This window comes from Algibacter sp. TI.3.09 (genome assembly GCF_038154905.1).
Lineage (GTDB): Bacteria > Bacteroidota > Bacteroidia > Flavobacteriales > Flavobacteriaceae > Algibacter.
The window spans coordinates 573,986-588,515 of sequence record NZ_JBAKAN010000001.1; the positions used below are offsets into that span (position 1 = coordinate 573,986).

Genomic DNA, 14,530 nt, shown 5'->3' on the forward strand with positions numbered 1-14,530 from the left:
TATTAATTTTTAATTCTACTTTTTTTATAACATGACATTTGTCATTTTATTTTGTTAAAAATTTTAACATATTTGCTAAGTCATTAAAAATTAGGCTTTTCTTTTTGAATGAAAAGGAAAAAAATGTATTTTTAACATAATATTAGTAGTTGATTTTTTACAAAATAAAATAAGAAAAGGTAGTTAATTAATAAACTTGAATAATTTATACTTGTGGATATACAAAACAAATTATTACCAAATAAAAAATCTAGATGGCGAACAATAGCGGTTTTTTTTATTGCTATTATCACAGGTTTAGGTTTATTTATGACGAAGGAGGCCGAATTGGTTTCTTACATGTCTGATGATCCTTTAGCTTGCGTAAACTGCCATGTTATGACACCGGTTTATAATAGTTGGATGCATAGTTCGCACAGAGAATGGGCATCTTGTAACGATTGCCATGTACCACACAACAACATATTTAATAAGTACTACTTTAAAGCGAAAGATGGTTTGTTTCACGCATCGGTTTTTACGTTAAGAGCAGAGCCAGAGGTGATGTTTATGCGAGAGGCATCTCAAGAGGTGGTTCAAAATAACTGTATTCGTTGCCATGTGCAGCAAGTTACACAGGTAAAGTATGATGGATATATAGAAGATCATGCTAAAAATAGAACGGAAAGACAATGCTGGTCTTGCCATCAAGAAGTACCACATGGTACAGTACATGGAATTTCAACAATAAAAAGTAATATAGCGCCACTACCAACAGATAAGGAAGAGGCTGTAATACCAAGCTGGTTGGAAAAAGAAATGGAAACCAAATAGATTTTAAAATAAATTATACTTAATACATGAAAAACAAGGTTTTATTTATTGTGACAGTAGTAGTCGTATTTCTACTGGGATTATTAGCATCAAGTATTGTTAATAGGAAAAACGAGGCTAAATATCAATATGTTCCAAAGGTTAACATTGGAGATAATGAGCCAAGAAATGCCGAATGGGGAAAAAATTATCCAGCCGAGTATCAGTCCTTTTTACAAACAGCCGACACTAGTTTTGCAACTTACCAAGGTGGTTCTGCTATGCGCGATATGCTAGATGAGGACACTAATTTAGTAGTGTTATGGGCTGGTTATGGTTTTTCTAAAGATTATAGTCAAGGTCGTGGCCACATGAATGCTATTAAGGATATAACAAACTCACTTAGAACAGGTGGGCCTAAAGGAGAAGGTGATGGACCAATGCCTGCTACATGTTGGACGTGTAAGAGTCCTGATGTGCCACGTTTAATGAATGAAAAAGGTATAGCCGAATTTTATTCTGGTAAATGGGCAGATAAAGGTGATGAGATTGTAAACCCAATTGGTTGTGCAGATTGTCATGATTCTAAAACTATGAAATTAACCATATCTCGCCCTGCTTTAGTAGAAGCTTTTGATGCTATGGGGAAAGATATTAACCAAGCAACACATCAAGAAATGCGTTCTTTAGTATGTGCACAATGTCACGTAGAATACTATTTTGATAAAAAGTTACCAGGAAAAGAAGGCATACCTTATTTAAAATTACCTTGGGAAAATGGTATGTCTGTAGAAGCTATGGAAGAGTATTATGATGCTATTGAATTTAGCGATTGGACACACAAATTAAGCCGTGCGCCAATGTTAAAAGCGCAGCACCCCGGATACGAAACTTACTTAACAGGCGTTCACGCCGATCGTGGTGTATCTTGTGCAGATTGCCATATGCCATATAAGAGTGAAGGCGGACAAAAATTTACAGATCATCACATACAATCTCCTTTAAACAATGTATCTAATGCATGCCAAGTGTGCCATAGAGAAGATGCCGATAAGTTAAAGATGAATGTTTATGATCGCCAACGTAAAACAGCCGAAAACAGATTGAAATTAGAAGGCTTTTTGGTTAAAGCTCATGTAGAAGCTAAAAAAGCTTGGGATTTAGGAGCAACAGAAGAGCAAATGAAAGATATTTTAATGGATATCCGTCACGCACAATGGCGTTGGGATTATGCCGCCGCATCTCACGGTGCATCTTTTCACTCTCCAGTTGAAACGGCTAGAGTTATAGGTAGTGGTTTTACTATTATTCAAGATGGTCGTGTTAAATTAGCACGTTTACTTGCTGAGTTGGGCCATAATGAAGCTGTAGCTATGCCAGATATTTCTACTAAAGAAAAAGCTCAAGAGTATATTGGTTTAGATATGGAAGCTTTAAGAAAAGAGAAAGCAGAATTTAAGAAAAACCTAGTACCAAAATGGTTAGAGGCTGCTAAAGAAAGAGAATCTAAATATGGCGCAAAAGATGTGTCTTTAAATAATTAAGAATAAGTATTCGTTTTTAATAATTAGGAAAGATAGTTTTTGATGATTAGTGATATCACCAAAACTATCTTTCTTTTTTTTAATAAAGTTTTATGCAGAAATTATACAAATTTTTTTCATCATCAAGGTTGGCTCTACTTTTATTACTAACATTTGCCATATCAATGGCTGTAGCCACATTTGTTGAAAACGATTATGGAACAAAAACAGCTTGGATAATCATTTATGATTCTTGGTGGTTTGAGATGGTTATGGTTGGTTTAGCTTTTTCATTCATCGCCAATATTTTTAAGTATAATTTATTAAAGAAAGAGAAGTGGGCCATTTTATTGTTCCATTTATCTTTCATTGTTATCATTCTTGGTGCAGGAATTACACGTTATACCTCTTATGGTGGCGTTATGCGTATTCGAGAAGGGCAATCGTCTAATGTGGTTATTTCAGATACTAATTTTTTATCAATAACTATTACTGATGGAAAAACGTCTAAAACGGTAAAAGAAAAACGATCGTTTTCATCGATAAAAAATAACGATTTCACATTAAAAACAGATTTTGAAGGCGCAACAGTAGCGGTATCTTACAAAGATTATGTCGAAGACGCCATTGCCGAAGTTGTAGAAAATGAAAAACATGGTGAGCCCCTTCTAGAAATGGTAGTTACCGAAGGAAATGGTAGAAATACCATATACCTTAAAAAAGGAGAAATTGAAAAGATAGGAGAGCATCAACATGAAATTGGTTTCAATTCGGATAAAAAAGGTATTATTAATATTGTTGAAGAAAATGGTGCTTTTAGTATCGATTCTCCTCACGATTTAGATTTCTTTATCATGTCGTCACAACAAGCAGGTGTTATTCCTAAAGATAGTTTGCATGCCATTACATTAAGAACATTATACCGATCGGGCGATATTTCATTTGTACCATTAACGTATTTCGAAAGCGGAATTTTTCATTTAAAAAGTGAATCTGAAGATTCTAAAGAAAACGATAAAATGAAGGATGATGCATTATTAGTAAATGTATCTGTGAATGATGCTGAAAAGCCTTTAAATATATTGTATCGCGAAGGTTTTCTGCCAACACACCACGAGGTGAATATTGATAATTTAAGAGTGATTTTATCTTATGGAGCAGGCGCAATAGAAACGCCGTTTTCTATTCAGCTAGATGATTTTCAGTTAGAGCGTTATCCGGGATCGTCTAGTCCATCGGCTTATGCTAGTGAAGTTACTATTTTAGATAACGATGAAAAAACACCGTTTAGAATTTTTATGAATAATGTGCTAGATTATAGAGGCTATCGCTTTTTTCAAGCAAGTTATGATACCGATGAAAAAGGAACCGTGCTTTCTGTTAACCATGATAGTTTAGGGACTTGGATTACGTATTTAGGATATTTACTGATGACGTTGGGTATGTTTTTTACCCTTTTCGGAAAAGCATCTCGTTTTCATTTAATTAATAAAAAGCTGAAGCATTTAAAAAAGAAACATGTAGCTGTTGTAATGTTGCTTTTTGGTTTACAGGCTTCATTTGCTCAGCAATTAAACGATTCTACAGCACAACAAATAGAACGTTTAGTAAAATCGCAAGAAGTAGATCGCGCACATGCCGATTATTTTGGAAGAATTTTGGTGCAAGACCTTGATGGTAGAATAAAACCTATAAATACATTAGGTTCTGAGTTTTTGAGAAAAATATCAAGAAAATCGAGTTTTTCTTATGAAGTAAATGGTGAAAAAGTAAAATTTGATGCCAATCAGACGTTTTTAGCCATGCACATAGCACCGCACGTTTGGCAGAAAATACCGCTTGTTAAGGCCGATTTTGATAAAACAGGTAACCTTTTTAAAGATGTGGTAGTTGGTACAAACAATCTATTGCCTTATAGCAGTTTATTAGATGATAAAGGTGATTATATTTTAACCAATCAAGTTGAAGAAGCTAACAAGAAAAAGCCTGCAGAACGTAATGAGTTTGACAAAGAGGTTTTAAAAGTTGATGAGCGATTTAATATTTTATATAATTTATTTGCTGGAAATTATTTAAAGATCTTCCCAAATAAGAATGATGCCAATAATACGTGGTTTAGTTTTAAACATCATTTTAGAGATTTCCCAGAGGAAGATGCTCAGTTCGCACAAAGTATTATCCCGTCTTATTTTAATGACATTGTAATGCTTAAGTATGAGGATGCTCAAGAGAAATTAATGTACATTAAAAAATATCAAGAGGTTTTAGGTTCGAGCGTAATACCAACTCCAGAGCGCATAGAAGCAGAGCTTTGGTATAATAAAGCTAATATCAGTTTTTGGTTATTTCAAGTGTTTTTTGCACTTGGTTTAATGTTACTCGTTTTGGCTATTGTAAAAATGTTTGTGCAGAAAAAAGGTATAGAGTTTTTCAATAATATACTTATAGTATTAACGCTCGTTTCATTTTTATGCTTTACAGGAAATATCATTTTACGTTGGTATGTGGCGCAACACGCTCCATGGAGTAATGGTTACGAAATGTTAGTTTTTGTGTCTTGGGTGTTACTGCTATGCGGATTGCTTACATTTAGAAAATCAGATTTTTCTTTACCACTTGCTACCTTATTTTCCGGGGCATTATTATTTGTAAGTTACTTAGATTGGTTAAACCCAGAAATCACCAATTTAATGCCTGTTTTAAAGTCGTATTGGTTAAAAATACATGTGGCAACCATTGTTAGTAGTTATGCGCCATTAGCATTGTCTGCTATTTTAGGTTTAATGGCGTTGTTACTTTATATTTTTAAAACACCAAAAACGAAGGCGATAATAGAAATTAAAATTAAAGAGCTTACTTATATTAATGAAATAGCCATGACTATTGGTTTGTTTGTATTAGCTGTAGGTACGTTTTTGGGAGGTGTTTGGGCCAATGAATCATGGGGGCGTTATTGGGCTTGGGATCCAAAGGAAACATGGGCTTTAATAAGTATTATTGTTTATGCCATTGTACTGCATTTAAGATTTATCCCGAAGCTGAACAACAACTTTATTATAAACGTAGCGAGTATGTTTGCTTTTTGGTCTATTATCATGACGTCTTTTGGAGTAAACTATTACTTGTCTGGTTTGCATAGCTATGCCGCTGGCGATCCGTTACCAATTCCTAATTTTGTTTATGTTTTGGCTGCTTTTATGATTATTGTAACGCTTTTGGCGTATTACAGAAAGAAGACTTTTTGTCGTAAAAATGAGAGCAGTAGAATAGATTTAAATTCTTAATCAATAGAGATATATACATAAAATCTAATTTTTAAATTACGGTTTTAATAATAAAGACATCATAAATATATGATGTCTTTATTGTTTTTAGAAACTATTTGCGTAATTATTAAAAATAAGTAGTGTTTCTAACAAGTAAGTATTAATACTTATATTTGTAAGAGTCGCTTAAAGCTTTTTTATGCAAAATACAGTTGTAAATACATATAGAACACCGCCAAACGTGAGATCGCTCACGAGAACGGCTTGCGAAGTATGTGATAATTCCGATTGTTTAATTAAAAATGTTTTAAAAACGTTAGGTCCTAAAACTCTAGAAAAAGAAAAGAGTGACATTCGTTGTAAAAAGGGCCAACAGTTTATAATAGAGGGCGCTCCAGTTAATGGCTTGTTTTTTATTCTCAAAGGTACTGTTAAGGTTTTTAGAACCGGTATTAATGGGCGCGAACAAATAGTGCGTTTTGCTAAAGAAGGCGAAATTATTGGCCATCGTGGTTTTGGTACTGAAGAGTATTATTCTATTGGGGCTGTGGCTTTACAAGACACGGTACTTTGTTATTTTTCTAAAGATAGTTTACAAGATGCTTTAAGAAAAAGCCCTGAGTTTAGTTATCAATTAATGTTGTTTTATGCCAACGAGCTTAACCGCAGCGAATCTAAAGTGAAGTCTATTTCTCAAATGACGGTTCGTGAGCGAGTTATTGACACATTGTTGTATATTAATAGAAAGTTTGGCGATTTACGTGGTTATCTCAATTTGCCACTAAGCCGAAAAGAATATGCCGATTATGCAGGAACCACAGAAGAGCAGGTAATCCGTGTGTTTTCTTTGTTAAAAAAGGAAGGTTTAATTTCTGCTAAAGGAAAAAAAATTGGTGTTCCTAATGTGCAAGCACTTAAAAATGAAATTAGCGAACATAACTATTTCCTAGATAGTTAAGCATCATTTTAAAGTTATTCAAATTATATTTTTATTTCACTTTTAGATTTTCTTGATTTCAAGGTAAAGACCGTTTAGTTTGTAAAAGTTATTCTTCATCTAAAAAACATTATTTCAACTTTATTTTTATAAATACGTGTTTTTATACGTAGTTTTTTATGTTTACTATGTTGGTTTACGTAGTTTGTTTTGTGTGTTTAAGTTATTGTTAATTAAGTTATTGGTTGTTTTAACTGTGTTTTCGCAGGTTTTTATATGATAAAAAAGCTATTGTTATATGGGGAATATCATGTATTAAATTGAGTTCTACTTATATATTTGCAATAAGTAAGTATTAATACTTAGTAATTAATTAAAACAATTCAACATGAAATCATTATTAACAAAATCCTCTTTAGTTGTTGCCTTAGCGGTTGCATTAAGTGCTTGCGGAGGCAAAGAGAAAAAGAAAGAAATAGCAGAAACTGTTGTAGCCGAAGTTTCTAAAACAAAAACATTAGATATTGAAAAACCACAATTAACATTTGGTTTTATCAAATTGACAGATATGGCGCCGTTAGCTATTGCGAAAGAAAAAGGATTTTTTGAAGATGAAGGTTTATTTGTTTCAGTTGAAGCACAATCGAATTGGAAAAATATTTTAGATCGTGTTATTGATGGTCAATTAGATGGTTCGCACATGTTAGCCGGGCAGCCTATTGCTGCTGGAGCAGGATTTGGTCGTCAAGCCGATTTAGTAACGCCTTTTTCAATGGATTTAAATGGAAATGGAATTACAGTATCCAACGATGTTTGGGCTAAAATGAAACCAAACGTACCAACAGGAGAAGATGGAAAGCCTGTGCACCCTATTAAAGCAGAAGCTTTAAAACCAGTAATTACAGAGTATAAAAACTCAGGTAAGCCTTTTAAAATGGGAATGGTTTTTCCGGTGTCTACACATAATTATGAAATTAGATATTGGTTAGCAGCAGCGGGAATTCACCCAGGTATGTATACGGCCGATAATGTACAAGGACAAATTGATGCTGAAGTTTTACTATCTGTAACACCTCCGCCACAAATGCCAGCAACGTTAGAAGCAGGAACTATTCACGGGTATTGTGTAGGTGAACCATGGAATCAACAAGCCGTATTTAAAGGTATTGGAGTTCCTGTAGTAACAAATTACGATATCTGGAAAAACAACCCAGAAAAGGTTTTTGTAATGACGAAGAAGTTTGTTGAAGATAACCCAAACACTGCTATTGCTGTAACAAAAGCTTTAATTAGAGCTGGTAAATGGTTAGATGAGCCAAGTAATAGAGCAGAGGCTGTAAAAATATTATCAATGTCTCAATATGTTGGCGCGCCAGAAGAGGTTTTAGCCAATTCTATGACAGGAACTTTTGAGTTCGAAAAAGGTGATAAACGTGATATGCCAGATTTTAATGTATTCTACAAGTACAATGCAACCTACCCGTTTTATTCTGATGGTATTTGGTTTTTAACTCAAATGCGTAGATGGGGACAAATTCCTGAGGCTAAACCAGCAGCATGGTATGCAGAAACTATTAATAACATTTACAGACCAGATATCTGGAAAGAAGCGGCTAAGCTTTTAGTTGAAGAAGGAAACATTCCTGCAGGAGATATTCCGGAAACAGATGGTTTTAAACCAGCAACGGCAGATTTTATAGATGGTACAACTTACGATGGAAAAGATCCGATTTCTTACATCAATAGTTTTAAAATAGGAAATAAAGATAAAGCGATACAATAATTAGTAAAGCCAATACATAGAGAAGTCATGAAGCAAAGTATAACATTAGGAAAAGTAACCAATTTTGTAGGGTTAGGGTTTTTAAGCACCTTAAAAGACCTATTTACTGGGAAGCTAGAAAGAGAAGATTTAAAAAACGTCCTACGTAAAACCGTTGTTCCACTGGCTTCTATGCTATTATTTATTGGGCTGTGGCATTTGGGTGCAAAATCTTTGTACAACATAGAAGCCGAATTTAAAATTGAAAAAGCCCTTACTGATCAAGGTCCTGAAGCTGCCGATGCTTTGCGTAGTTGTATGGCATCGGGAGATTCTAGTTGCCAACCGAATACGTTGCCATCACCGAGTCAGGTTTGGGATTCTTATAAATCATTATTAAGAGATCATAATATTATAAAAGCCGATAAAGCTGCGTTTATAGAAAAAACAGCTGTCTTAAACGAGAAACGTTTGGCAGAAGGCAAGGATGCTATTACGTATACAGGGCGACCATCTTTTGTAGATCAAATATTTAGAAGTTTAAAAACAGTATTTGCTGGGTTTTTATTAGCCTTATTTATTGCGGTGCCCTTAGGAATTTTCATTGGGTTGAGTCCGACTTTAAAAAGTGCATTCAACTGGTTTATTCAAATCTTCAAACCGGTATCTCCAGTAGTTTGGTACTTGCTTGTTTTTATGATTGTAAAAACATTGTTAATAGATTCTAGCGAGGATAGCTCGTTCACTATATCGTTTATTAGTGTTGGTTTTTGTTCTATGTGGGCTACTTTGGTAAATACTGCCATGGGTGTTGCTACGGTAGATAAAGATTATATTAATGTAGCGAAAGTATTGAAGTTGGGTCCTTTTCAAAAAATATTTAAAGTAGTATTACCATCATCTTTACCATTAATTTTTACAGGTTTAAAAATTACCTTATCGGTAGCTTGGATGGTTTTAATTGCTATTGAATTATTAGCTCAAAGTCCTGGTTTAGGTCTATTTGTTTGGGAAGAATTTCAAAATGGAGCAAACGACTCTAACGCTAAAATAATAGTCGCCATGTTTGTTATTGGTATCATTGGTTTCTTGTTAGATCGTATCATGCTAACCATACAAAACTGGGTGTCTTTTGATAAAACAGAAGGGATTTAATTGAACAAACGAATTCGCGTTAGGGATTGCAGCGAAAAGCCCACAGCGTAGGCACGGAGCGAGGACTTGTAACGTAAAGCCCGACCCTTGCGGTAACGCCCAAATAAAACTTATAAAAATGGCATATTTAGAATTAAATAATATTTATAAAACTTACGGTAAAGGCGAAAACGAACCGGAAGTGCTATCGAACATTAATTTATCGATAGAAGAAGGTGAATTTGTCGCTATTGTAGGGTTTACTGGTAGCGGAAAAACAACTTTGGTAAACTTAATTAACGGTTTAATTACACCTACTAAAGGCGAGGTTTTGTTTAAAGGTGAGCCTGTTATGGGAACTAGCCATGAACGTGGTGTGATTTTTCAAAATTACTCGTTGCTTCCTTGGTTAACGGTAGGACAAAATGTGTATATGGCTGTTAAGGAGGCTTTTCCTAAAAAGAGTAAAGCGGAGTTGCATGCTATTGTTGCAGATTATGTGGAGATGGTGAGTTTAACACCTGCCATTAATAAGCGTCCGAAAGAATTATCGGGTGGTATGCGCCAACGTGTATCGGTTGCTAGAGCTTTAGCCATGAAACCAGAAATGATTATTATGGACGAACCTCTTGGTGCTTTAGATGCTTTAACGCGTGGGAATTTACAAGATGAAATTTTAAACATCTGGGGAAAAGATAAACGTACAGCGCTGTTAATAACTAATGATGTAGATGAAGGTATTTACATGGCAGACCGCATTATTCCGTTACGTCCTGGACCAAATGCGACTTTAGGTCCTGAGTTTAAAATTGATATTGAACGCCCTAGAGATAAAACGGAAATGAATGATAATCCGAATTTCAAAAAAACAAGAAATGCCATTATTGAGTATTTAATGGATATTGGAAACGAGAGAAAAACTGAGGCTAAGGAAGCGATTGTACTTCCGGATTTGAGTCCTAAGGATTTTGTTAATCAATTTTAAAAGGAAAAGAAATGAGCGTTATCATTGAAAATAAACAGAGCCATACGTTTGAAAACCATGTTTTCCCATCTAACGATGTGATGCTGGATTTAAAGAATTTGAAAAAGGTTTACCCAACACCAAAGGGCGACTATGTGGTTTTGGAAGATTTAAACTTACAGATTAGAAAGGAAGAGTTTGTTACAATCATTGGCCATTCGGGCTGCGGGAAAACAACGATGCTTTCGATGATTGCTGGATTAAACCCTATTTCGGGCGGACATATATCTGTTTTAGGAAAGCATATAAAAGGCCCTGGACCAGATAGAGGTGTTATTTTTCAGGCGCCGAGTTTAATGCCTTGGATGACATCTTTACAGAATGTTTTGTTGGGCGTAAATAAAGTCTTTCCGCATGCTACAAAAGCACAAAGACATGATATTGCTAAGTATTATTTACAGAAAGTTGGCTTGGAAGATGCGTTCGATAAAAAGGCATCAGACCTTTCTCAAGGTATGCAACAGCGTGTTGGTATTGCTCGTGCTTTTGCTATTAAACCTAAAGTATTATTGCTCGATGAGCCTTTTGGTATGCTCGATTCTCTAACAAGAGGAGAGTTGCAAGATATTTTAATTGAAATTTGGAATAAAGAAAAAATTACAGCCGTTATGATAACGCACGATGTAGATGAAGCTATCTTTTTAGCAGATCGCGTGGTTATGATGACGAGTGGACCTAAAGCGAAAATTGGTGATATTTTGAATATTGATTTTGAAAGACCACGAACACGTAAATCTGTTTTAGAACACGACGATTACTACAAGTATAGAAAACACTTAATAGACTTTTTGGAGCATTAAAAAGTAATATAAACATGAGATTTATCATAAAGTAAAAACGGAGAGTCTTATACATTTGCCTTAATAAGGTAAGCATTATAAAAAATCAATCACAGGATAATTAAAAAACGTAAAACTAGAATTATGAAAAAAATTTATTTAACTATAAGCATACTAGCCTTAATGGTTCAATTTGCACAAGCACAGTTTACTTTAGATGGTGAGTTTAGGCCAAGAACCGAATACCGTAATGGTTTTGGTGGTATTATTCCAGATGCAGCAGACCCTGGTTTTGGAATTTCAACAAGAATTCGTTTAAATACAGGTTACTCTACAGAGAATTATAAGTTTTATGTAAGCTTGCAAGATGTTATGGTTTGGGGAGAAAATAGACAAATTTTACCTTACGACCAGAATAACTCGTTTGCTGTATTCCAAGCTTGGGCAGATATTAAATTAGGAGAAGGTTTTTCTACTAAATTAGGTCGTCAGGTTATTTCTTACGATGATCAACGTATTTTTGGAGGCTTAGATTGGGCACAACAAGGACGAAATCATGATGCTGCAATATTAAAGTATAACAAAGGGAAGTTTTTATTAGATGTTGGTTTAGCGTTTAATCAAGATTACTCGAACCCAACAGGATTTCAATCGACTTCTACAGCTTACGGCACTACAGGATATTTTTCTTATAAAACCATGCAATATGCTTATTTAAAACAATCTTGGGATAGTTTTTCTGGTAGCTTATTATTGTTAAACAATGGTTTTCAAAAATATGAAGCAGATGGTGTAACTCCAGATGGTGTAAACAGCATTCAAACTTTAGGAACACACTTAGATTATAAAAGTGGCGATTTTGGAGCAGCATTAAATGCTTTTACTCAAATGGGTGATACTGTTGATGGTGCTTATTTATTAGGCTTAGAGTTTACTTACAAAGCATCTGCTAAAGTTGGTTTAGGTGCTGGTATGGAACTTATTAGTGGTAACGATACTACAACAACCGATTCTGAAGCTTTCTTCCCGCTATACGGAACTAACCACAAGTTTAATGGTTTTATGGATTATTTCTACGTAGGGAACCATGCTAACAATGTTGGTTTATTTGATATTCACGTAAGTGCAAACTTTAAACTTAACGAAACTTCTAGCTTAATGGTTAAAGCTTTAAACTTTAGCGGTGAGCAAGAGTTAGCTAGTGGAGAGAAATCTTTAGGAACAGAGTTAGATTTAGTATATTCTAAAGCCTTTAAAGGTTATGCTTTAAAAATAGGGTACTCTCACATGTTTGCTAGCGATGGTATGTACGAATTAAAAAGTGTTACAGAAGCTGCTGCTGCCGATGTACAAAACTGGGCTTGGGCTATGTTAGTTATTAAGCCTAAGTTTTTAAACTAAGTTACTTTTAAAGAAACTCAAAATATTAAGAATCCCGCTTTTGGCGGGATTTTTTTTGTTTAAAAATCAGCCTAACCGAAAAAGAACTTACACGCAGTGAAAAACACCGTTAACTCATTATGGATAGTTTGTGGCTCATCCTATAGATATATTCGAGTAAGAAAAATATATATTATGAAACAACAATTAAGTATTTCGGTTAAGCAACCATGTTCGGAAGATTATAATCAATTTAAACCTACGGCTTGTGGCGGGTTTTGTAACTCTTGCGATAAGGAAGTGATAGATTTTAGAAGAATGAATGACCAAAAGTTAACGGCTTATTTTAAAACCAACCAAGAAAACACTTGTGGCATTTTTGCGACTTCGCAGTTAAAGACATATACTTTAGAAGATAAAACGGGAAGCAATACATCATCTTTTAATTTTCTGAGAGTGGCAAGTGTGGCTTTTATTTCGTTAATTTCTTTACAAAATATACAGGCGCAACAACTACAACGGCCAACGCAAACGGTACAAAAAGTAAGTGCTTTTGATAGTGAAAAGCAAACTGAAACAAATTCTTCTAAAACTGAATTTTTAAAAGGAACAGTTTCTGATACGTCTAGTCCGTTACCAGGTGTAAATATTATATTAAAAGGGACTACTATTAGTACAAGCACTAATTTTGATGGTGAGTTTGAGTTTCCTGAAATCTTAAAGGAAGGAGATATTTTAGTAATAAGTTACATTGGTTTCGAAACACAAGAAATCGCCATTAAAAAGAATCAAAAACCATTAGATATTGTAATGCGCGACGATGTTTGCATACTTGTTGGTAAAGTAGCTGTAAAAGAAGTTTATGAGTCTAAGCCAAACTTATGGCAAAAAATTAAAGGTATATTTTAGATGAAGCACTTTTTATTCATTTTAATATTCTTAGTTGGTTTTACGGCGGCATCTCAACAGTCAGATTTTAATACTATCGATTTTAAAAAAGCCGATAGTATTTCTGTATTGTACAATAATACCGCTTTAAAGAATTTACCCGTTTTAGCATATAATCTCACGTTTCATTTAGATTCTGATGTCGAAAAATTTAGAGTCATTTACAAATGGGTTTGCCTCAATATAGAAGGCGATTATGGTTTTTATTTGAAAACGACTCGTAAGCGGAAAAAGTTTAAAAATGATAGTTTAGCTTTTACCAATTGGAACAAGAGTTTGCAGAAAAAAGTGTTTAAACAGTTGGTAGAAAATCAAAAGACTATTTGCTCGGGTTATGCTTATTTAATTAAAGAATTAGCGTCTCTATCGGGTATAGCGTGCGAGATTGTAAATGGCTATAGTCGTTCACCAAGTAGCCAGATAGGAGCGCTTAGTGTGGCAAACCATTCATGGAATGCGGTGAAACTGAATAATAAATGGTATTTGGTAGATGCTACTTTAGCTAGCGGTTATTTTAATGTGAATGAAAACAAATTTATAAAGAGTTATAACGATGGTTATTTTTTAGCCGAACCAGAACAATTTTCTAAAAGTCATTTTCCTTTAGATTCAAAGTGGTTGTTGTCAGATGAAGCTATAGATAGTGATCAGTTTGTTAACGGGCCTATGGTTTATGGGAGTTCTTTTAAATATAAGGTTTCACCTATTTCTCCCAAGAGTCTGAAAAATGAAATTTTAAAAAATGATTATGTTGTTTTTAAGTTGATGGTTTTTGAAGAGCAAGATATAAATGATATAGAGCTTGTAATAATTAAAGGAGGTAGTTTTAAAGTAATTAAATTAGTAAATTATAAATATGAAGATGGTTTATTTGAATTCAAATATCAGTTTGATAAAAGAGGTTCTTTTGATGTTCACCTTAAAAAAGGAAATGATATTCTTGCTTCTTATAGCGTAAAAGTGGATAAGGGGAAAACGATTTAGA

11 protein-coding genes are annotated in these 14,530 nt (G+C 34.1%); all 11 read left to right on the plus strand.

Translation table 11 applies throughout. The annotated features are described in order from the left end of the window. Window positions 1-213 precede the first annotated feature (213 nt). The 11 genes from nrfH to V6246_RS02200 all read left to right on the plus strand — a co-directional run bounded on the left by nrfH (window position 214) and on the right by V6246_RS02200 (window position 14,529). Window positions 214-813: a cytochrome c nitrite reductase small subunit gene (gene nrfH, locus V6246_RS02150; RefSeq protein WP_233268013.1), complete on the plus strand. Its 600-nt coding sequence runs from the start codon at window positions 214-216 to the stop codon at window positions 811-813. Between the two features lie 26 nt (window positions 814-839). Continuing rightward, entirely contained in the window at window positions 840-2,336 is a 1,497-nt protein-coding gene (gene nrfA, locus V6246_RS02155) for an ammonia-forming cytochrome c nitrite reductase (RefSeq protein ID WP_341558758.1), read from the plus strand. Between the two features lie 92 nt (window positions 2,337-2,428). Continuing rightward, window positions 2,429-5,599 (plus strand): cytochrome c biogenesis protein, encoded by a 3,171-nt coding sequence (ccsA, locus tag V6246_RS02160; RefSeq protein WP_341558759.1) that lies wholly within the window; start codon window positions 2,429-2,431, stop codon window positions 5,597-5,599. Between the two features lie 181 nt (window positions 5,600-5,780). Continuing rightward, window positions 5,781-6,539 (plus strand): Crp/Fnr family transcriptional regulator, encoded by a 759-nt coding sequence (locus V6246_RS02165; protein ID WP_162857628.1) that lies wholly within the window; start codon window positions 5,781-5,783, stop codon window positions 6,537-6,539. 367 nt (window positions 6,540-6,906) lie between these two features. Beyond that, the gene (locus tag V6246_RS02170) at window positions 6,907-8,301 is read left to right on the plus strand and encodes a CmpA/NrtA family ABC transporter substrate-binding protein (protein ID WP_341558760.1); all 1,395 of its coding nucleotides are present in this window, start codon (window positions 6,907-6,909) and stop codon (window positions 8,299-8,301) included. A 27-nt stretch (window positions 8,302-8,328) separates the two neighbouring features. Beyond that, window positions 8,329-9,435, plus strand: a complete 1,107-nt coding sequence (locus tag V6246_RS02175; RefSeq protein WP_341558761.1) for an ABC transporter permease — start codon at window positions 8,329-8,331, stop codon at window positions 9,433-9,435. Between the two features lie 118 nt (window positions 9,436-9,553). After that, window positions 9,554-10,399, plus strand: coding sequence for an ABC transporter ATP-binding protein (locus V6246_RS02180; protein WP_074936212.1), 846 nt, complete (start codon window positions 9,554-9,556; stop codon window positions 10,397-10,399). 11 nt (window positions 10,400-10,410) lie between these two features. Continuing rightward, window positions 10,411-11,238 (plus strand): ABC transporter ATP-binding protein, encoded by an 828-nt coding sequence (locus V6246_RS02185; RefSeq protein ID WP_341558762.1) that lies wholly within the window; start codon window positions 10,411-10,413, stop codon window positions 11,236-11,238. A 123-nt stretch (window positions 11,239-11,361) separates the two neighbouring features. Beyond that, complete coding sequence (locus V6246_RS02190) at window positions 11,362-12,618, plus strand: alginate export family protein (protein ID WP_341558763.1); 1,257 nt, start codon at window positions 11,362-11,364, stop codon at window positions 12,616-12,618. 174 nt (window positions 12,619-12,792) lie between these two features. After that, complete coding sequence (locus V6246_RS02195; protein ID WP_341558764.1) at window positions 12,793-13,506, plus strand: carboxypeptidase-like regulatory domain-containing protein; 714 nt, start codon at window positions 12,793-12,795, stop codon at window positions 13,504-13,506. Next, entirely contained in the window at window positions 13,507-14,529 is a 1,023-nt protein-coding gene (locus V6246_RS02200; RefSeq protein WP_341558765.1) for a transglutaminase domain-containing protein, read from the plus strand. Window position 14,530 lies beyond the last annotated feature (1 nt).